This window comes from Haloferula sargassicola, from assembly GCF_040362925.1.
In the GTDB taxonomy this organism is placed as follows: Bacteria; Verrucomicrobiota; Verrucomicrobiia; order Verrucomicrobiales; family Akkermansiaceae; genus Haloferula; species Haloferula sargassicola.
On the sequence record NZ_BAABRI010000018.1, the window covers coordinates 45,496 to 65,251 of the forward strand.

The 19,756-nt window shown below is 64.4% G+C and carries 16 protein-coding genes; 2 read left to right on the plus strand and 14 right to left on the minus strand.

Annotated features, from left to right (window positions below):
• The 7 genes from ABXH26_RS15315 to thrS all read right to left on the minus strand — a co-directional run bounded on the left by ABXH26_RS15315 (position 1) and on the right by thrS (position 7,477).
• Positions 1-1,248: a metallophosphoesterase family protein gene (locus ABXH26_RS15315; RefSeq protein ID WP_353567967.1), complete on the minus strand. Its 1,248-nt coding sequence runs from the start codon at positions 1,246-1,248 to the stop codon at positions 1-3.
• 97 nt (positions 1,249-1,345) lie between these two features.
• Positions 1,346-1,549 (minus strand): hypothetical protein, encoded by a 204-nt coding sequence (locus tag ABXH26_RS15320; RefSeq protein ID WP_353567968.1) that lies wholly within the window; start codon positions 1,547-1,549, stop codon positions 1,346-1,348.
• 128 nt (positions 1,550-1,677) lie between these two features.
• Positions 1,678-3,246 carry an NAD(P)/FAD-dependent oxidoreductase gene (locus ABXH26_RS15325; protein ID WP_353567969.1) on the minus strand — a complete coding sequence of 523 codons (1,569 nt, stop codon included), beginning with the start codon at positions 3,244-3,246 and terminating at the stop codon, positions 1,678-1,680.
• Between the two features lies 1 nt (position 3,247).
• Positions 3,248-4,060, minus strand: a complete 813-nt coding sequence (locus ABXH26_RS15330) for a GYF domain-containing protein (RefSeq protein WP_353567970.1) — start codon at positions 4,058-4,060, stop codon at positions 3,248-3,250.
• A gap of 11 nt (positions 4,061-4,071) precedes the next feature.
• A complete protein-coding gene (locus tag ABXH26_RS15335) occupies positions 4,072-4,794 on the minus strand; it encodes an HAD family hydrolase (RefSeq protein WP_353567971.1) in 723 nt (240 codons plus the stop codon).
• A complete protein-coding gene (infC, locus tag ABXH26_RS15340; protein WP_353567972.1) occupies positions 4,794-5,429 on the minus strand; it encodes a translation initiation factor IF-3 in 636 nt (211 codons plus the stop codon). The genes ABXH26_RS15335 and infC overlap by 1 nt, the downstream gene beginning before the upstream one ends.
• Positions 5,430-5,599: 170 nt before the next feature.
• The gene (gene thrS / locus ABXH26_RS15345; RefSeq protein ID WP_353567973.1) at positions 5,600-7,477 is read right to left on the minus strand and encodes a threonine--tRNA ligase; all 1,878 of its coding nucleotides are present in this window, start codon (positions 7,475-7,477) and stop codon (positions 5,600-5,602) included.
• A 500-nt stretch (positions 7,478-7,977) separates the two neighbouring features.
• On the opposite strand from thrS, the gene ABXH26_RS15350 reads away from it, so the two are divergent.
• Together ABXH26_RS15350 and ABXH26_RS15355 are read left to right on the plus strand one after the other, a co-directional pair.
• Positions 7,978-8,865, plus strand: a complete 888-nt coding sequence (locus ABXH26_RS15350; protein ID WP_353567974.1) for a hypothetical protein — start codon at positions 7,978-7,980, stop codon at positions 8,863-8,865.
• Positions 8,866-9,335: 470 nt separating this feature from the next.
• Positions 9,336-10,112 (plus strand): hypothetical protein, encoded by a 777-nt coding sequence (locus ABXH26_RS15355; RefSeq protein ID WP_353567975.1) that lies wholly within the window; start codon positions 9,336-9,338, stop codon positions 10,110-10,112.
• A 406-nt stretch (positions 10,113-10,518) separates the two neighbouring features.
• On the opposite strand, the gene ABXH26_RS15360 is transcribed toward ABXH26_RS15355, so the two are convergent.
• The 7 genes from ABXH26_RS15360 to ABXH26_RS15390 all read right to left on the minus strand — a co-directional run bounded on the left by ABXH26_RS15360 (position 10,519) and on the right by ABXH26_RS15390 (position 19,756).
• Positions 10,519-11,622 (minus strand): hypothetical protein, encoded by a 1,104-nt coding sequence (locus ABXH26_RS15360; protein WP_353567976.1) that lies wholly within the window; start codon positions 11,620-11,622, stop codon positions 10,519-10,521.
• A gap of 325 nt (positions 11,623-11,947) precedes the next feature.
• A complete protein-coding gene (locus ABXH26_RS15365; protein ID WP_353567977.1) occupies positions 11,948-12,418 on the minus strand; it encodes a CYTH domain-containing protein in 471 nt (156 codons plus the stop codon).
• Between the two features lie 35 nt (positions 12,419-12,453).
• The gene (locus ABXH26_RS15370) at positions 12,454-12,984 is read right to left on the minus strand and encodes a hypothetical protein (protein WP_353567978.1); all 531 of its coding nucleotides are present in this window, start codon (positions 12,982-12,984) and stop codon (positions 12,454-12,456) included.
• A gap of 489 nt (positions 12,985-13,473) precedes the next feature.
• Positions 13,474-15,219, minus strand: a complete 1,746-nt coding sequence (locus ABXH26_RS15375; RefSeq protein ID WP_353567979.1) for a leucine-rich repeat domain-containing protein — start codon at positions 15,217-15,219, stop codon at positions 13,474-13,476.
• Positions 15,220-15,286: 67 nt separating this feature from the next.
• Positions 15,287-19,042 carry an FtsK/SpoIIIE domain-containing protein gene (locus tag ABXH26_RS15380; RefSeq protein ID WP_353567980.1) on the minus strand — a complete coding sequence of 1,252 codons (3,756 nt, stop codon included), beginning with the start codon at positions 19,040-19,042 and terminating at the stop codon, positions 15,287-15,289.
• A complete protein-coding gene (locus ABXH26_RS15385) occupies positions 19,026-19,241 on the minus strand; it encodes a hypothetical protein (protein WP_353567981.1) in 216 nt (71 codons plus the stop codon). Before ABXH26_RS15385 ends, ABXH26_RS15380 begins: the two co-directional genes overlap by 17 nt.
• Positions 19,238-19,756, minus strand: coding sequence for a hypothetical protein (locus tag ABXH26_RS15390; protein WP_353567982.1), 519 nt, complete (start codon positions 19,754-19,756; stop codon positions 19,238-19,240). The genes ABXH26_RS15385 and ABXH26_RS15390 overlap by 4 nt, the downstream gene beginning before the upstream one ends.

Below are 19,756 nucleotides of genomic sequence, written 5' to 3' on the forward strand. Positions count from 1 at the left end.
CTAATCGGAGGAGGTGGCGATGGCTTGCAGGACGATGGCGCGCACGTCCTCTCCGATCGCCTGCGCTTCTTCGGATCCCGGAGCCAGGCTGGACGTCAAGGCATGCACCGCATCGTCAGGCAGCTTGGTTTTCAGGGTGGCGACGGGATCCGGCAGCTCGGTGGGATCGAATGAATCGAGCGCCTCCAGCACCAAGGCCGTGAGGTCGTCCCGTTTCGCCAGTTCCGCCGGGTCGAGCAAGGTCCGGGTCTTGAGGCGCAGGCCCTCGATCCAGATCTGCTCGGCATCGACCGCCGCGGCCTGGCTCACGCACTCGGCCAGGATCCGGGAGTGATGGGCATGGAGGCGTTCGTGAAGACAGCTGGGGCCGCTGAGCACCACACGGGCCGCGAGAAGTCGATCGTCGGCGCGCTGCAGCGCTCCGGCCAGAGCGTCCCGGATCTTCTGGACCAGATCCATCTCATCCTCGATCCCCGTGCAGTCGATGCTCACGGTTTCCCAGCGTACGCTGTCGAGGGCGTGAAACTCGGTGTCCGACACTTCAAGTTCGTCGTCCACCGTCACCACGTAGCAGCCCTTGGCGCCGGGTTCGTTGATGTGGCGTCCTTGCGTGTTTCCGGAAAACACGATGTGCGGCTTCTCGTGGTGGACGCGCCGCTGGTGAATGTGCCCGAGCGCCCAGTATTCGTAGCCGTGAGCCACCAGTTGCGAAACGGTGCTCGGGGCGTAGTTGCCGTGGCCTGCGGCATCGCCGAGGTTCGTGTGCAGCAGGCCGATGTTGAAATGGTCCGCCACGCGAGCAGGATACCGCTCCGCAAGGTTCTCGATGACCGCCTGGGTGGCGAAGCCCTGCCCGTGCAGGATGACGGGAAGGCCCGGGTGGGCAAACGACTCGGCTTTCCTCGTGCTGAAAACGTGAACGTTCTCCGGCAGGGCAAGGCTCTTGGTGATCTTCGACTCGGCATCGTGATTGCCGAAGATCAGATAGACCGGCACCTCTTTCTCCTCCAGCCGGCGCATCTCGCTGACAAAAAACAAGCCCGTCCCATAGTCCTTCCAATCGCCATCATAGAGATCGCCCGCGATGAGCACGAAATCCACCTCCCGCTCGATCGCCAGATCCACCAGCCCGCTCAGAGCCGTCCGGGTGGCACCCCGGATCTTCCCGACCGGGGCGTCCTCATGTTGGGACAGGCCAATCAACGGGCTATCGAGGTGAATATCGGCGGCGTGAATGAAGGTAAACATGGCGACAGTTAGACCTATCTCGTCTTTCCGCTGAGAAACTCCTGCATCATGCCCTGGTTCACCTGGCGGACCTTGGCCAACTCGGCCTCCATGGCGCTCAGGAGGGAATCGTCAGCGGGGCGAAGAGCTTGCCGGCGTCCTTGTCGGAGACGGATTTGAGAAACAGGAAGACGAGGACGGCATCCTTGGATTGGGAGGCGTCCGTTCCGCCCGCGGAGTTGATCGCAGGAAGCCCGGAGGGAGGAGTCGGATTTTTTGAGAGCCATGGAGCGCAGGCAGGATGCTTGCAGCGGGGCTGCATGGTCAATGCGGCATGCCGCATGGCCCGGCTGGAGGTACTCCCGATGACGCCGGAAGTTTTCTTCGGCCGAAAGAAAAGTCACCGGCCCTTTCGGCCCTCCTCTGATCCGATGGGGAAACCCGCGCTCCTCACCCCGCCACCGCCTCGGCGACGCGCATGCCGTCGAGGGCGGCGCTGACGATGCCGCCAGCGTAGCCGGCGCCCTCGCCGCAGGGATAGAGGCCTGCCAACTCGGGGTGCTGCAGGGTTTCCGGGACGCGCGGGATTCTGACCGGCGAGCTGGTGCGCGTCTCGAAACCAAGCAGGTGGCCGCCCTCACCGGCGAAGCCGCGGATCTTCCGGTCGAAGAGGTGCAGGCCGTCGCGCATCCTCGAAACGATGCCCTCCGGCAGCAACTCGTGCAGCGGCGCACTCTTCGCGCCGGGGAAATAACTCATCTCCGGCAGGTCGGCGGAGATCCTGCCTGCGAGGAAATCCGGAACCCGCTGGCCAGGCGCCACCTGGCCGCCGCCGCCGGCTTGCTTGGCGGTGCGCTCGAGGTGTTTCTGATAGGCGATCCCCGCCAGCACGCCGTGCTCCTTTTCGAAAACACGGACATCCTCCGGCTCCACGGTCACCACGAAGCCCGAGTTCGCAAAAGGCGAGTCGCGGCGGGCCAGGCTCATGCCGTTCACCACCACCTCGTCGTTCTCCGTCGCGGCCGGGACGATGAAGCCGCCGGGGCACATGCAGAAGGAATGCACGCCGCGACCGCGGATCTTCGTCGCCAGCGCATAGCGGGCGGCGGGCAGCAGGCGCGGACGCTCGCCGGACTTTCCGAGATGATACTGGCAGCGGTCGATGAAGGGCTGCGGGTGCTCGATCCGGACGCCAACCGCGAAGGGCTTCGGCTCAAGGAGGACCTTTTCCGCCGCGAGCAGTCGGTAGATGTCCCGCGCGCTGTGGCCGGTGGCCAAAACGACAGCATCCGCGAGCAGCTCGCCACCGTCGGACAACACCACGCCGGCGATGGTTCCCCCGCTGCGGATCAGGCCGGCAACCTTGGCCCCGAAGCGCACCTCGCCGCCGCCGGCGCGGATTGACTCGCGCATCGCCATCACCACCTTCGGCAGCAGGTTCGAGCCGATGTGCGGGTGGGCATCGATGAGGATCCGCTCGGGCGCGCCGTGAGCGACGAGGATCTCATAAATCTTGCGGACCGGCCCTCGCTTGGTGGCGCGGGTGTAGAGCTTGCCATCGGAAAACGTCCCCGCCCCACCCTCGCCGAAGCAGTAGTTGGACTCCTCGATCACCCGACCCTCTCGCAGGATGGGCGCGAGGTCGAAACGACGGGCGGAGGCGTCCTTCCCGCGTTCCAGGACGATCGGTTTCAGCCCCAGCTCGAGGCAGCGCAGCGCGGCGAACATCCCCGCCGGCCCGCAGCCGACGATGGCGATGGTCTTCGCATGGGCCGGCAGGGGTGGCGCCGACCACGAGGGCTTCACCTCCCCAGGCAGGGGGCCATCCACGCCCACCTCCAACCGCAGCTGGACCTTCACCTCGCGCTGCCGGGCATCGATCGAGTGCTTCAGCAGGCGAGTCTCGACCACGGTGGCAACTCCGAGTTTCCTGGCCGCTGCCTTGCGCCACTCATCGGCGTCCTCCGACGCCCCAAGGGGCAGGACGACGTCGACCGTTTCGACCCGCACGCCGCTCATGTCACTCCGTATCGGCCGGCGCGGCGGGAGCGGTCTGCTTCTCGGCCGCGTCCTTCATTTCCGACCACTGGTTTTTGAGCTTCTGCCATTCGCCGTCCTTCGAGGCCTGATCGAACATCGCCGCCCCACCGGTGACTCCCACGAAAATGCCGAGGGCGATCGCGCCGGCCAGGAACAGCCAGTAGAGCGTGGCCAAGACCTTGCCGATGGTATCCAGACGTTTGGTGAAGGCATAGGCGGGTGGACAGGCAAACAGTCGATACTGCAACCACCAGTTGAGGAATGGCACCAGCAGGCCCAGAAGCCACCAGCCGGACATGCCGAGATTTTGGAAACGCTTCACGGTGACCACCAAGACGATCATCCAAGGCACCAGAATGAGTGCCGGCAGAAAGGGCGCGATCTTCTTGCCTGCCAAGTCCCCGAGGGTCGGCAGAAACATCATCAGCCCCACCATGAGGACGGCCGGCAGCACAAAGGCGCCGAGGATCCAGCCGAGCCGGGTTGCACCCGGAAGGTTGATGCGCTCGGCCCCGCCCTGGCGGAAGTCGAACTCGCCGCTGTCGGAAAGCTTGTCTTCGGAAGATTTCCCGGCCGCTTCGGAGGAAGGCTGCTCCACGGGTGCCGCGTGCTTTTCGAACACGCCCTCCACCTCGCCCGCCGGCACCCAGTCGGTGAGCGCGCCGCCGTAGAGCATGTCGGTGCGCGGTTCGAGCCGTCCCTGCTTGGCCGCTTCCACCACCTCCGCGAAGGTGACCGGACCGAACTGATGCCCGCTCCGCGAAACCCACCACTCGTCTTTTTGCTCCGACATCCTGCGCGCTTCTAACGCTCCCCCGCTACCCCGTCAATTCCGCCAACAGGCGATGAGGGCTCCAACAGATCGCTCCATCCCGCCGGGTCGGAAAGGTCATCGACCACCCGCCAGGCACCGGCCAGTTGACCGACCGGAACCTGGCCGGTGGCGACCGCGAGGCAGCGGGCCCCGATGGCCTCGGCGCAGGCGATGTCCTTCGGGGTGTCGCCGACGATCACGATCTCCGCGGCATCAAAAACCCGCCCGGCGTGTGCGGCCGCCCGTTCGAGCGCGATCGGGCCGAGCTGGTTGCGGTCGGCATGGTCACAGCCGTAGGCCCCGAAATCGAAATACCGGTCGAGGCCGAAGTGGCGCATTTTCCGCCACGCACCGTCCTTGATGTTGCCCGTCAAGAGGCCCGTGATGACGCCCGGGCAGTCGAGCAAGCGATCCAGCAGGGCGCGCACGCCGGGCAGCACCCGGCCGGGATGGCTGCCGCTGGAAAGGTGGAACTCCAGACGCTCCAGATAGACCGCGAAAAACCGGTCGGCCAACGCCGTTTCCGCCGCGCGGCCGAAGTGCTCGAACATGCCGTTGAGCACTCCCCGATCGGTGGCGCCGCGCAGATCGAGCGCCGGCCCCCGATCGCCGAACACCGCCTCGGCGGCATCGCCGAGGGCGGTCAGGCCGGCACCTCCGGTATCGACCAGGGTGCCGTCGATGTCGAACAACCAGAGGGTCGGCCGCTGCATCAGGCGGGATTGCCGCTCTCCTCTTCCTCGTCCTCGGCGGAGTTTTCGATTTCGTCGTCTTCTTCGTCTTCGTCGAAGTCGTCCTCCTCGATCAGCTCGCCGTGGAAGAGCTGGAACTTGCGCTTGCGCTGGGCCTTGGGCAGCGGCGAGAGCGTCATGGCGACCATCCGGCCCTGGAGCCTGGGCTCCTGGTCGACGCTGGCCATGGTCTTCAGGTCGCCGATGATCCGCTGCAGCTTGTCGAAGCCGAGTTCACGGTGGGCGTTCTCCCGGCCGCGGAATTGCAGCACCACGCGCGCCTTGTGGCCTTCGTCGAGGAAGGTTTCGAGGCGGTTGAGCTTGATGTTGTAGTCATGCTGCTCGGTGCGGACGCGGAATTTCACCTCCTTCATCTTGGAGGCATTCTGGGACTTCTTCTGCGTCTTCTTGAGCTTGGCCTGCTCGTACTTGTACTTGCCGTAGTCGATGATCCGGCACACCGGCGGGTCCGCGTTGGCGGCGATTTCGACCAGATCCAGCCCGACCAGCTTCGCTTTTGAAAGAGCCTCCTGTGAGCTCATGATCCCGAGCTGCTGGCCGTCCGGCAGGACGACCCGCACCCGCGGGGCGCGAATCCGTTCGTTGACCCGCGTCATGTCACGCGGTTCCCTTCTGAAGCGTTTCTTTGGCTTGGCTATGGTCTTGTTCGGTGTGGGTTCAATGCGACGCGGCACGAGCCATCGAGGACGACAGCGCGCGGGCGAAGGTCGTGGGGGAACGGAAGTCGCGGAATCCCATCATGCGGAATCACGGGCGATGAAGCCGGTCATCCAAGCGACCGGCAGGCAATTTCCTCGCATATCGTTCCAATAAAATCATCGAGCGGCATGGAGCCGAGATCGTCCCGGTCGCGGTGACGGACACTGACCGTGCCTTCCTCCACCTCGCGGGCTCCTAGCACGAGCATATAAGGCACCCTCTCCAGCCGGGCAAGGCGAATCTTGGCGCCGACTTTGTCGGAACTCCGGTCGAGCGAGACCCGCACGCCGGCCTCGGCCAGCTTCTTCGTCGCCTCCTCGGCGGCATCCAGGAACCTGTCGGAAATCGGCAGCACGCGCACTTGTTCGGGCGACAGCCAGGTCGGGAACTTGCCCTCGAAGTGCTCGATCAGCAGGCCGGTGAACCTTTCCAGCGAGCCGAACGGCGCACGGTGGATCATCACCGGGCGGTGCGTTTTGTTGTCGGAGCCGACATATTCCAGCTCGAAGCGCTCGGGCAGGTTGTAGTCCACCTGCACCGTGCCCAGCTGCCAATCGCGGCCGATGACGTCTTTGACAATGAAGTCGATCTTCGGCCCGTAGAACGCGGCCTCGCCCTCGGCTTCGGTGTAATCGACGCCGAGCACCTGCACGGCCTCGCGCAGTGCGGCCTCGGCCTTGTCCCAGTTCTCGGGCGAGCCGACGTACTTGTCGCTGTCCGGATCGCGCAGCGAAAGCCGGACGCGGTAGTGGGTCATGCCGAGCGTGTTGAGCACGGTTTTGACCAAACCGAGACAGCCCTGGATTTCCTCCGACACCTGCTCCGGCGTGCAGAACAGGTGCGCGTCGTCCTGGGTGAAGCCGCGGACGCGCGTCATGCCGCCCAGCTCGCCGCTCTGCTCCCAGCGGTAAACCGTGCCGAACTCGGCGAGGCGCACCGGCAGGTCGCGATACGAGCGGTGCTCGCTGGCGTAGATCTTGATGTGGTGCGGGCAGTTCATCGGCTTGAGCAGGTAGCCTTCGTACTCGCCCCGCTCGAGGCCGTTGATCAGCTGGTCGCAGCTCGCGTTCTCGTCGGCCAGCTTCTCCAGCGTGTCGCGCTCGGCGATCGGCGGGTACTGGCTTTCCTGATAGTAGGGAAAATGCCCGCTCGTTCGGTAGAGGTCGAGCTTGCCGATGTGCGGCGTGAAGACCTGCGAGTAGCCCTGCTTGTCGAGCTCCTGCGTGATGAAGTCCTGCAAGGCGCGACGCACCAACCCGCCCTTCGGTTTCCAGAGGATCAGGCCCTGGCCGACGGCTTCGTCGATGTGGAACAGGTGCAGCTCGCGGCCGAGCTTGCGGTGGTCGCGCTTCTTCGCCTCTTCGAGGCGCGTCAGGTGCTCGGTGAGTTCGTCCTTGGTCGGAAATGCCGTGCCGTAGAGCCGCTGGAGCTGCCCTTTCGACTCGTCGCCCATGTAAAAGGAGGACGAGACGGCCATCAGCTTGGCGTGCTTCGTTTTCGAGGTCGATCCGACGTGCGGGCCCGCGCACAGGTCGATGAAGTCGCCATTCTGGAAACAGGAGATCTCCTCGCCCTCGGGGATCTTGTCGATCAGGTCGAGCTTGAAGCGGCTGGCGTTGCCCGGACGCTCGGACAAGCCGCCGAGGCGGCCGCTTTCCGCCATCGCCTTCGCCTCCTCGCGGGAAATCACCTTCTTTTCGAAGCGCTGGTTTTCCTTCGCGACCTTGCGCATCTCCGCCTCGATTTTTTCGAAATCCTCCGGCGTGATCCGGTGCTTCATCTCGAAATCGTAATAAAAACCATTTTCCACCGGCGGCCCGTAGGCGAACTGGGCATCGGGCCAGAGGCGGAGGATGGCGGTGGCCATGACGTGGGCGCAGGAGTGCCGGAGGCGCTCCAGGTCGGACATCTGCTCACGTTCTTCGAGGGTCTTCCGTTCGGACATGCGGCCCCGGACAAAGCAGAGGACCGGAAAACTTGCAACCGCGGATCGGGACACCACGAGGCGGGCTGCCGGGGAACGATCGCAGTGTGGACGGGATGGACAGGATGAGGAGGATGGGAGGTTGACCTTCCGAATCCCGGACTGCTTGAGTGTAAAAGATGAAGGCTCCTCTGCTGTGCTTCGGTCTGGGTCTGCTCGCCGGAGCGGGAATTTCATGGAAAGCCGAGGACCCGTCCACACCGGAGGCTCCTCGCATCACCAAGGAGCGCCCGGAAGAACCCCCATTGGCAAAGTCGGTCGAACAGCTCCGTGATGAGCTGATGCATCCCAAGGAGGCAGGTCCGGCGTTTCCCAACGTTCTGGAGCCCGGTCCCTTCGACGGTTTCCTTGACGACTGGACCACGGCGGAAATCCACGCTGCGCTCGATGACGCCATTTCCGACCCCGATGTCACGCTCGGACACGCCAGTCTGGAGACCGGGCAGCTTCTCAAGGAATGGATGGAACGCGACCTCGACGCCGCGGTGAGTTGGTTCGAGGCCATCCCGCTTGCTGCGACCCGCCGGGCCCTGGCCATCAAGATGAGCATGGGCTGGCCGGTGGAGGAAGCCGTGAAGGGACTCGATTTCTTGATCGCCCATCAGGATCTCTTCACCACCTCATCACCATGGGCCATCGTCGAAAAGAACGTCGTCATGTCCTCCCGCGCGGGACCCGGGGCCCTGTCGGCCCTCCTGATTCGGCTGGGAGAAGAGCGCATCTCCACGGACTTCAACCTTCGGACGCCGATGCCGGACGATTTCGACTATGCGGCCTTCGTCAGCACCGAGGGTTACCAAAAGAATCGCGATTCCCCTTTGCTGTCGTCTTTTCTCTCCAACTGGCTGAATCAAGACACGGCCGCAGCCGCTTCGTGGTTGATGGATAACGGCGGGCCGGAGGCCTTGATCCGATCGACCTCCGGAGGGTTCATGACTTTCGGCAGCGAAGCCAACGACCGACTCTGGAAATCTCTCGGCGCTTTCGCTGAAGAGCTTTCGCCCGATGAGCAATCACATTTCATGAAAGCGGCGCAATCCCGGCTACGCAACGACCCGACAGCCGCCTTAAACTTCGCGGGGGCTTTGATTGATCCGGAGTTGAAGGATCAAGCGCACGAACTGGGCGCGCAAATCATCGCCCGGGGAGAGATCGAAAGGGCGGTCCAACACCTCGACGCCATTCGAAACCCCGCTCGGCGACTGGCTTTTTTCGAGTCCAACCCCACCTCGCCCTTTTCCCAGCGCAAGGCCACCAGCGGTGAACGCGAGCTTCTCAAGTCGCGCCTCACCGCCTGGGGAGCCGATGATCAGCAAGTCGAAGCCATCCTCAATTCCTACGCCCCGTGAAACGCGCGCTTTTTCCCATCATGGCACTCACATTGGGCCTCGTGACCGGTTGGGCCGGTCTCCGGCTTGCGGCACCTACTCCGGAGGCGTCGCAGGCGAGAACCGGTCCGAGTTCCGGGAACCCGAGTTCTTCCTCCTCAACTGCGAAGCTTGGGCAGCCGCGCACCTTTGAGAATCTGGAGCGGAACTGGTCCCAGCGAAATCCCTTGGCCGAGGAATTCCTGCAGGATCTGGAGAGGCTTTCGGCAGGGGAACTCAAGGAACTTCTCACCATCCCGGACGGGGCAACCACGGAGGAGATCCGCGGATTGGATGCGAAGGCGGGAGCCATCGCTGCGGAACTCTACCGCCGGGAGGGATTTCCAGCGCTGGAGTGGGCCTACCAGGCCGGCGATACCGTCGTGTCCTCCTCTCGGAAAGAGCTGCTGGAGAACTGTTGCCATGATCTCCCGGAAGAATCGCTGCCATGGGTGCAACGCTTCATGGAAGAAGAGGGCGGCTCGATCTTCAACAACCCCCTTGGCTTCGTCGATGCTGCGAAAGCCGGCGCAATTGAAAGGGGGCCCGAGGCCTTGGCGGATTTCTTCAACAGCGACTTCTCCCGCCTCGAAAGGGGCGGCCTGCCCCAAGTCCCACATTTCCCTGACTCATTCGATTTTCAGAAGCTTGCCGACCTCACGCGCGACAAAGCTCAGCTCGACGGAGCCGTAGTCGCCTGGGCCAGCCGAAACCCCGAGGCTGCTCGGGATTTCGTGAAATCAGTGGACGACCCCAAGCTCGCCGCCAATCTTCTGAGTCCTTTGCTCAATGGAGCGGCAGCGAATCTTGGCGATGACATGGCAGCCGAACTCGCGGTCGGCCTCATCGACGGCCTGTCCGGCCAGAATCGCCAGCACGCCATCCAGCAGCTGAGGGGTCAAACGCGCAAATCCGGTCACGAAGTGACTGCCGTGCTTCGACAACTTCCGGACCCCTCCGACCGTGAAATCTACGCCGCCGCGGTGGTCTCGATCGGCACGCCGCCTACCACGATCGACGCAGTGTTTTCCGAATTCGAGCGTCCTGAGGATCAGACGGCGATCTTGGTTAGGATCGCACCTGGATATCGCATGGCGGTCAAGAACGGCGGCGACTATGGACAGAGAGCCCTGGATTTCTTCGACGGCATCCTCAACCAACTCCAGCTCCCCACGGAGGCCCGCCAACAGGTGCTCGACTCCCTCCATCAACGACCGCCGGGGCCTTGAGTGACCGCGGAACATTCGGAAGAGACCGGAGGAGAACCGCTTCCCAAAAATCAGCCAGGCTCCCTCTTCAAATTTCGACCCTTTCGATTTTTTCGTTGTTCCCCTCTCCGCGCTGCCTCGGCCTTCCGTGATTTCCGCGTGTTCCGTGGCTCCCAAAAAATTTTTAAAGAAACTTTGAACATCCCGTTAGGTGGACGGTCTATCCCCCTGAACACCGTCACGAACGGGTTCAAAGTAAGGGTAACAGCACAGTCGATTTTCCCATGGGTGTGGGAACTTTGACCAACTTGAGGCCGCCGGACGTGGGACTCCGGCGGCCTCGCTTTTTTCCAATCACGACGGGAACGGAAAAAGGCCCCCGGGGATCTCCCGGAGGCCTTTCTCGGATGGATGGGCTGGGCGCGGATCAGCTGCCGGCCGACGCCTGGTTGTTGCGGTCGTCGTGCGTCGAATTCGTCGCGCTCGAGCTGGTATCGCCGGAGGACGACTTCGAGTCACGGTCGCGCAGGCGGGTGCTATCCCCTTCCACGCGGATCTTGCTGGCCACGATCAGGTTCTTGCCATCGACCTTCTTGCGGTTTCCCTGAATCCAGATCTTGTCGCCTTGCTCCAGGTTCAGATCGCTGAGCTGGGTGCCGGCACCCAGGTCGGCCACGCAGCTGCGGCCATCTTTCATTTCGAGGCGGACGACGAGGTTGTCCTCATCCTGCTTGCGGTCGAGATCGACCTTGGTGAAATCCTCGAGGGTGCCGCTGCGGGTGATCGGGTGGGAACTGGACCGGTTCCACCGCTGCGAGTTCTTCGCGAGGTCCGGCTGGTTGCGCTCCTTCATGGTGTAGGTTTCGTCGCCGGTGCGGAGGCGGTTGGCGAGGATCACCTTGCGGCCATCGACCTTGGCAAGCCGTCCGGAGACCGAGATGTCGTCGCCCTTCTCGAGGCCGAGATCCTTCACGCTCTTATCGCTGCCGAGGCTGATCACGCGGCTCTTGCCATTCTCCAAGGTCACCTTCACGAACGAGTGGGATTCCTTCACGCCCTTCTGATCGGTCAGATCGACCTTTCGGAAACCGTCGATGGTGCCGTTGAGACGCGCCGTCTGGCGGTGCGATGATTCATGATAACGATTCGAGGCCTGCTGATTCTTCGAGCGGTCGCCATGGTTCGAAGCCTGCCGGCTCGATGACTCCTCGCTCCATTCCGTGGTGCCCGGATCCCAATAATAATAAACGAATCCGACGGGCTGATAGGTTTCATAGCGACTGTCCCAGCGGTTGTCCGACCAGTCGTTGTCCGAGTCGTAGCGATCCGACTCGTAGGAGATTTGGTCATCCTCGTTGAACCAGTCGCCCGGATCGTACCATTCTTCTTCGTGATAACCCTCGTCGGCTTCGTATTCATATTCTTCCGCGGCAAGGGCGAGCCCGGAACCGAGTCCGACGGCCAGCGCCGTGGTGAAGGCGAGGTTTTTGAGCGAGTCGCGTCGGGGATGGAGATGATGTGTTTTCTTCATGGTTTGTCGTGGTTTCGAGTTTCACGAAGCCCACAGCGGAACCTGCGGTGTCCCACTCAAGAGCGCCGACGTCCGACGCCCGCGCCAGCAGTGCCGAAACGGCTTGCGGGTCGATGAGCTTCTTCTCGCCTGACAAAGTCGCAACGGCCGTACCAACGACCTTTCCCCAAGACCGCCGACCGGCTCGATCGAACTCAGCTCAAGCCTCAGCGCGATCCGGTTGGCCGTCGGCCGGTCCTCGCCCCGCCATACGATCCGGCCGAACCGGCAATCGATCACCGCATGATGCAACCGGCATCGAGCGGAATGCGAATGCCGCCCCCTCTCACCCCAGGCCCCACGTCCCATAGGGATGCTTCACCAGGTTCGCGTTGTAGTAGCGCGGATCGTCGCTGACCTCCTCGCCCACCCATGGCGGGAGGTCGATCGCCTCGTCCTCCTCATCCAGCTCCACCTCCGCCACGACCAGCCCTTCATTTTCCCCGGAAAACTCATCCACCTCCCAGATCCGCCCGGCATGATCGATCCTGCGACGCCGTTTCTCGATCAGCGGATGAAGGCATAACTTTTCAAGCATCTCTTCCGCCTCGCTCGCAGGCACCTCGTATTCAAACTCCGCCCGGCTCAGCCCCTCCGTCCGCCCCTTGATCGTGATCACCCCCCGCTCACCTTCCAACCTCACCCGCACCGTGCGGTCCTGGTCCGTGCACAGATATCCCTGCCGGAAAAGCACGCCCTCACCCTGCCGCCAACCGTCTCCGGCCACCCGGAACTTCCTCTCGATTTCCCTGCCCATTCCCGAGCCTACCGTCGGCTTCCCCCACCGTCCGCTCAAAACCACGGCTGCCCCGGCGAGACCTCCATCCCCATCACCCGCCGGATGGCCCGCGGATAATTCACATTTTCCAGCCCTTCCATCTCCAGAAGCCGCATCACCCCCAGCAAGCGCTCCGCATCCTCCGATTCCGCCGCGGCGGAAATCAAGCTCGCGCCGTTGATCCTCACCTCATCGATCTCCACCGCGCAGCCGCCGATCTCGAAATGCTCCCGCCGTTTCTCCACCCACGCCACCGCCAGCTGCGAGTGAGTGCCGATCACCCTCCGCACCAGATCCTCCAGGGAAAACGCATCCTGCCGGGCCTCCAGCGGCCCCACTCCCAAGTCCGGCCCCAGCGGTCCCGCCACGAACTCCCCTGACAAAGGCAGCTCCTGCCTGCCCGCCGGCCGCCAGCGCTCCAACCCCTCCCGACGCTCCACCAACATCTTCACCTCCAGCGCCCCGTCCCGGATCTTCACATTCCGGCTCCAGCCCGCCTCGTCGCGCCCTACCAGATAAGCCTCCCGGCTCTCCTCCTGCCTCATCCATTCGGCCTCCCCACGAATCCGCTCCTCCACCCTTCGCAGCGACGCCCCGAAAACCCTGAATTCAAACCGTGCCGGCCCCTCTTCCCTCATCCCCCACCCTCGCCCTCCTCCCCCACCCTGTCCACGCCTCACCCACGCCCGCCTTCCCGTGCCCTGACCGTCCCGGTCGGGAAAGGAGGCACCACCCAGCATGCGCGTTTGACTTCCCTGCGCTCCGTCGGCTTCTCCCTTCCCGGAGGGACCCGGGAACTTAGCCGGTGGTGGCAACCACCGGACCCCTGTCACCCGAAAACATCCAGCCCCGGTAGGGGCGGCGGAAAATGGTTCCGGTGGCTCGCGCCACCGGCTCATTTCCGGGCTCCCTCCGGGGTCATCCAAGGCCTACCAAAATTCGCCTTCACCCCGTGCCACTGGGGTCACCTCTTGGATCCGAACTCCCTCTCACCCGTGCGGCGCGGAGTTGCTTTTCCTTTCTGAAACGCCCCCTCACTCCTCCGCCTTGATCTCCAGGAGCATCTCCGCGAGGCCGCGGTCGCACTCGGCGACGATGGCGCACTTTTCGGTGAGGGTGAAATAGAGGTGAAGATCGGTGCCAAGGTCGTATCCGGGGCCGGAGTCGTCGCCCTCGGCGAGGGCTTTCTCCGGCGGGGGCGCGGCGGCGGAGCCGGGCTCGGGAACGGGTTCGATGCCCAGCTCCTCACCGAGGCGGGCCTGATAGCGGCGCTGGAGGTATTCCCGGCGTTCGAGCTGGCGACGACGACGGTATTCCCATTCCTCGCGCTCGCGTTCGGGATCGAAGGTTTCCTCGCTATCGTAGTCGTCCTCAATCTCGTCGAGATCGCGTTCATAGTCGGCGAGAGGCTCGACCAGAAGATCGAGCTGCCAGGGGTAGCGGCAGGAGGCGATGAGCTGCCTCAGTGTCCGTACGACGGCCGGGAGGTGATCGAGATCCTGCCGGCGGCGGATGCGGAGATAAAGATGCCCGCACTGATGAACGCCGGAGATGGTCTCGCGCTCCGCGCCCCAGCCTTTCCCCAGAACGCGGTCGATGCGGTGGTTGGCCTGGCGGATGAACCAGTTGGTCTCGGAGATCACCATCTCCCGGTCGTCGCCATGGTCGCGGGGCATGCCGCCAAAGTCGGCCTCCGCATCGTGGTCCTTCTTGCGGTTCTTCTCCACGACGAGCCGCAGAGGATCGAGCTTGCGCGGCGGATCGCAGGCAAATTCCTCGTCCCACGGGGCACAGAGGGCATTGAGGGAATCCAGCTCGGGCGGGACGATGGCTTCGGATTGAACGACGATCTGGTGAAGCCGGGGCAGCTCGGCAAGCGGGGTGAGATCGGGCGGAAAATCGTTTCGGAGGGTGATGCGGCAGAGCTGGGTGAGGGAGGTGAGCGGGTTCAGGTCGGCGAACTGGATGCCGCTGAGATAGAGGTGGGTCAGTTCGACATTGCCGGCGAGCGGAGCGAGGTCCGGCAGATAGCCATAGATTTCGAGATTGAGGAGGTGGGGAAAACGTCCGATGCCATCGAGCAGGTCGGTGTTTTCCAGGCGAAGCCGGCGCAGCTCCGGCATGTCGGGAAGGTCGGCGACGCTGCGCAGCGGGACATTGAAGCCGCTGCCGTGGTGGAACTCCGCGGCGCGCACGCCAGGCAGGGCGCGGATGGCGTTCACAGCCAGCACGTTTCCGTAGAACATGAACTCGGTGAGCCGGGTGAGGTTCTCAAGTCCATCGAGGCGCGGCCAGGGAGTGGCGAGACGCAGGGTGAGGGTCTTGAGCTGGACGAGCTCGCCAACGGCCCGGAGGTCGCGGGCGACATCGTCGGAGACATAAAGATGGAGGAGCTGCGGGCGGCTGGCGAGCGGTGACCAATCGGTGATCTCGCAGTGGTAAAGACGGAGCGAATCGAGCTTTTCGCAAAAGCGCAGGAACGAGATGTCGCGCAGATGCCGGTCGTCGCCGACGTGGGTGGAGAAGCTGGTGAGCTGGTCGAGGACCTCGGCGGCCTGTTCGAGGCGGCGACGGGCGAGCGAGGGCTTGTAGCGCGGGTCGAGCTGGCGGTTCTTCCGCGCGAGGCGGATGGCCTCCCAGTCGAAGGAAACCTGAACGCCGTGCTTCCGGTTCCAAAGCGGCATGCACTGCTCCACCAGGAGTTCCACGCCGAAAAGCTCCTCCACGGTGCGGGATGGATCGGTCGCCCAAGTCAGAAAGTCATCCTTTTCCGAGCTCATGACGGCAGGATGCTCGGGATCGGGCGGCGGGTCAATGTTAGGCGAAGCGGACCGCCCTCATTCCCTCTTACGAAGTGACAACCCGCGCCGCCCGTCCATAGGGCCGGAAGGTCTCCAGAGTGCCCATGGCTTCATCGTGAAGCAGGGCCCGGTGCAGGCCGAGGTTGCCGGCGGCGGGGCTGTCGATGAGGGCGGCGGAGTCGTTGGCGCTCATCTGGAAAAGCACGCGCATCCGGAAATCGGCCAGCGACTTGCGCGGGATCCAGCGGGTGAGGTTGCTCCAGGTATCCACGCCGACGATGAGATGGATCCCCGCCGCGGCACCCTCGCTGACGAGAGTTTGGAAGGCTTTCGCCGGACTGGTGCCGGATGAGGCATCATCATCGAAGGAGAACTTGAACTCATCTTCCTCCCGCAGCGCCTTGAACCGGTGCAGGTCGCGGACAAAAACGAAGACCTCCGTTTCATCCGGCGTCTCCACCCGCCCGGCCAGCTCACCCAGGACGGAATCCACCTCGCCCGGCAGATGGACCTCGCCCGGCTGCGGCAGGCTCCGCGCCATGCGGGCGAGGTCGCCTTGGGAGCCTTCGCCATCGAGCACCACGAAGCGGGCGGCATCGGCGGGATACTGGGCGGAAAGCGACGTCATCGCCGCTTCCATCAGCGCCTTCATCCGCTCCTCGCCTTGGCCGACGACCAGAAGATGCGAGCCGCTCTCGCGCCGGAACATCGCCGCCGTCGGGCCCTTGATCGAGTTGGGTGCGCCCAGCCATGCCTTGGCTTGCGCCGGGCGCTCCGTCGGGGGATGGGCCAGGGCCTCGACCAGCTCTTCGTTGTCGCGCAGGTCGGCCGGAGCGTTTCCTTCAAACACGACCGGAGCGCGCGAGAAACCCCGCTCCTTCGCCAGGGCAGCAACCTCACCAAGGCGGGCGTTTCTTTTCTCCTCATCCAGCCACACCGTCTGAAACGGACTGTTCGCCGCCAGAGCGCCGGCGTTGTCATTGTAGATCCCCTCACCCGGCCGCGTCAGCAGGCGCGGCGCCGGGTTGTCGTCGTCCATGATCAGATAGGCGTCGGCCTCATTGCACTGGAGTGCGATGCGGATGACCATTTGGCCGAGCGTCGCCCGGGCCAGCGTGTAGGCACCGCCGAGCGTTTGCGAACCGAGGATGACGTGGATCCCGAAGGCCCGGCCCTGACGCACGATCCGGTCGAGCAGCAGCGACGCCTCCTGCGCGGTGCCGTCGTCCTCGGTGAAGAACTCCTGGAACTCGTCGATCAAAAGCAGCGTCCGTGGCAACGGCTTGCCCGTCGCCTTGCGATAGCCGGTCACATCCTGCACGCCTGCCTCGCGGAAATGTTCGCCGCGTTGGCGGAGTTCCTCGTCCACCCGCCGCAGCACGCTGAGACCGAATTCGCGGTCGCTTTCCACCGCCACGACCCGTGCGTGCGGCAATCTACTCGATCCATAGCATTTGAACTCGACGCCTTTCTTGAAGTCGACCAGGTAAAACTCGACCTCCTCCGGGCTGCAATGAAGCGCCAGATTGGTGATGATCACGTGGAACAGCGTGGATTTCCCCGATCCCGTCTTACCCGCGATCAAGGCGTGCTGGCGCGTCCCCTTGCCGATCGCGAGGTATTGCAGCTTCTTCGCGCCGGTGCGGCCGATCGGCACCCGCAGCTCGTCCGCCGTTTCCTCCGTCCACCACTCGCCCTGCGGCGCGATCGATGAAAACGGCACCTCCACCCGATTCGAGTCCACGCTGGCTTGGCCGAAGCGATGCACCAGAGAGGTCAGCAAAGCCGGTTCCGGCGCCCTTTCCAAGATCACCTCTCCGGCCTGCCCCTCCAACTTCCAGATATCTCCCTCCTGTTTGAGGCACAGGCATGACTTGCGCAGCTCGGCATCGAGCGCGGCCTCGCCGGGCTTGTCCATGTGAATCATGAGGAAAACCCCGCAGCGCGCGCCGCTGGCCGCGAGGCTCCGCAGCCGTTGCATCGCCGTCTCGCTGAAGTTCGCAGGGAAGCCGGCGATGAAGACGAACTGATACTTCTCCGCGATCTCCCCCGCCTGCCGGTTGTATTCGGAGATGGTCTCGAACTCATTGCGGAGATACATCTGGATGACTTTCTCCACATGTTCGTTCAGCTCCGCCAGCCGCTCCTCGATCTGAGGCGTCTGCGTCCAGATCCGACCATGGATGAGCGTATCCTCGTAGTCGGCGAGGTGCATCAGTCCCGCGAAATCGCGTCCGAGACCGACCGGATCGATGAAGGTGAACGCCGCCTGTCCCGCCGGCCGCGTCGAAAGCAGGCGCAGCGCGACCGCGTTCATCGCATTGATGGACGCCGCCATGTCGCCCTCGAAAAGCACCGAGCCGTGCACGGGGAATCCGAGGTTGAGCGGCACTTCGAGCGAGCCCGGGAGGTCGAAGGCCGCATTTGCGGGGAGCCGGTCGGCGAAGTCGCTCCGACCGAGCTTGAGCGTCGCGAAGGGCACCACCTCCTCGCTGTCGGAGGGCGGTTGCCAGTCCTGCGCCATCCGCTCCGTCCAGCCGGCGAAACGATCGCTCTGCCGCTTGGCAAGGTCGCCGAGCGCGTCCAGCGGTTGCGTGACCTCGTCCTCCCATCCGGAACCGATCTCCGCCAGCTCCTGATCGTGCCGCTGCCGGGTTCCGGCGTCGGCATCCTGTTTCATCGCCTCGATTTTCTCCGAGACCTCTAGTAGTTGCGCCTCCAGCCGCGCCCGCAGCTCCGTCGCCTCCGTTTCCCTGCGGCGCATCCGGATCTCGTGGAGCGATTCCTCCTTCGCCACCACCCGCGCCAGCTTCTCCTCCAGCTCCGCCCGGCCGCGCCGCATGCGGGCCTCGGTTTCCTCGCCGGACTCCCGGAGGGTTTCGCTGAAGCCTTCGCGCATCTTCGCTTCCTCGGCCTGGATCTCCGCCTTCAGCCCGGCCACCCGCTCGTTCATCGCGTGGACGGACATCGACGCCTCCATGCGGATCCGTTGCAAGGCCGCCGCCAGCCGGCTGCCGACTGCCCACACGGCACCGAGGGCCGCCAGATACGCCACCACCAGCACGCCGGTCGCGATCCCCGCGCGGGGCAGCCAGGCCTCCACCTGGCCGGGCGTGCCGGAGGTCCACGCCGCGATCCCGATGGCCACCAGCAGCAGCAGTGGAAAGGGCAGGAAACGGAACAGTTTCGCCACCGGCTGGCGGCGGACATCCGCCAGGGCTGCCGCGGCTTCCGCCCGCAGATCACCCGCCCCCGCGACGCTCACCGGCCCGCTCCTGGTGCGGATCTTCTTTTCGAAAAACGGCTTGAAACCCGACAGCTGCTTCAGCCCCTCCCTGGCGATTTTTTCCGCCTCGGCACAGTCGGCAGTCGCCTTTTCGTGCAGCGCGTGGAGTTCCGTCTTGGCGCGATCGTATTCCTCCTTCCGCTCTTCCTGGCGCTTCATCAATTCGCCCTGCGCCTTGCCCACCACCTGATCACGCCGGGCCTGGATCCGGTCCGCAAGAGCTTGGCGGGCGCCATGGCAGCGCTCCTGGATCCACGCCTTGCGCCGCTCGTGGAAAAGCAATTCCGCCTCCCGGCGGTTCGAGATTTCCGCCTCCGCCTCGGCGCGCCGCTGCTGCGACCCGGCATCCGACTTTTCCTGCTCCAGCCGGGCCGCACGGCGGGTGGCGATCACGTCCTGCTCGAAGTCCGCCTTCGCGCGCTGCTCCCGTTCAGCGACCTCCTCGATCGCCTGCTTCACTTCTTTCAGCGTGCCCAGCACGTGGCCGGGGTCGAGCGGGTCATTCGCAGTCGGCATGGATTTTGGAAATCAGTCTCTCGATGTCGGCGATCACTTTCACAGCCCTACCGGCCTCGTCGCCCAGATCCTTCAGGTGGGCCGCGGCAAACTCCTCGGCCTTGGCATCCCGCCAGGTCTCGCGCACCCGGTGCCAGCTGGCCATCAGCTCCCGGGTCGCCTCGCGGATGGTCGCCGCCGCCGCTCCGGACGCACTCATGCGGCACCTCCCTCCTCCGAGCCCTCCGCCGGGCGCGGCTTCAGGTCGCGCTCGGCGTAGGCCTCGAGCGCGCGCACCAGTCCGTCGAGGGTCGCGATCGCCTTCGGCAAATCGCCGGCCACCCGGTCCCGCAGGCTGTCCAGAGGTCGTAGCGCCGGGGCCACGACGCTGTCGAAATTCCGCGCCCAGCGTTTCGTCGCCTCCAGTTTCGCCGTGGACTCCTCCAAGGCCCGGACGGCCTTCTTGACGGCCATTTTCCGGCTCATGAGGTCATCCTGCAGGCCGGACATCTCGGCGGTCATCAACTCGGCCTCCGCCTGCTCCAGCCGCCGCGTGCCGCGCCTCACCTCGGCCTCCCAGCCGGTCCGTCGCTCGTAGCTCAGCCACTCGCGCAGCCGTTTCATTTCCGAGGAAACCTCGTCGAGCGCCGACTTCGTGCGCTGGCTGTATTTCACCAGCGAGCTCCGGAAGTCCTCCAAGGCCTCGATCGAGGCCACCTTCGCGCGCTCCGCCAT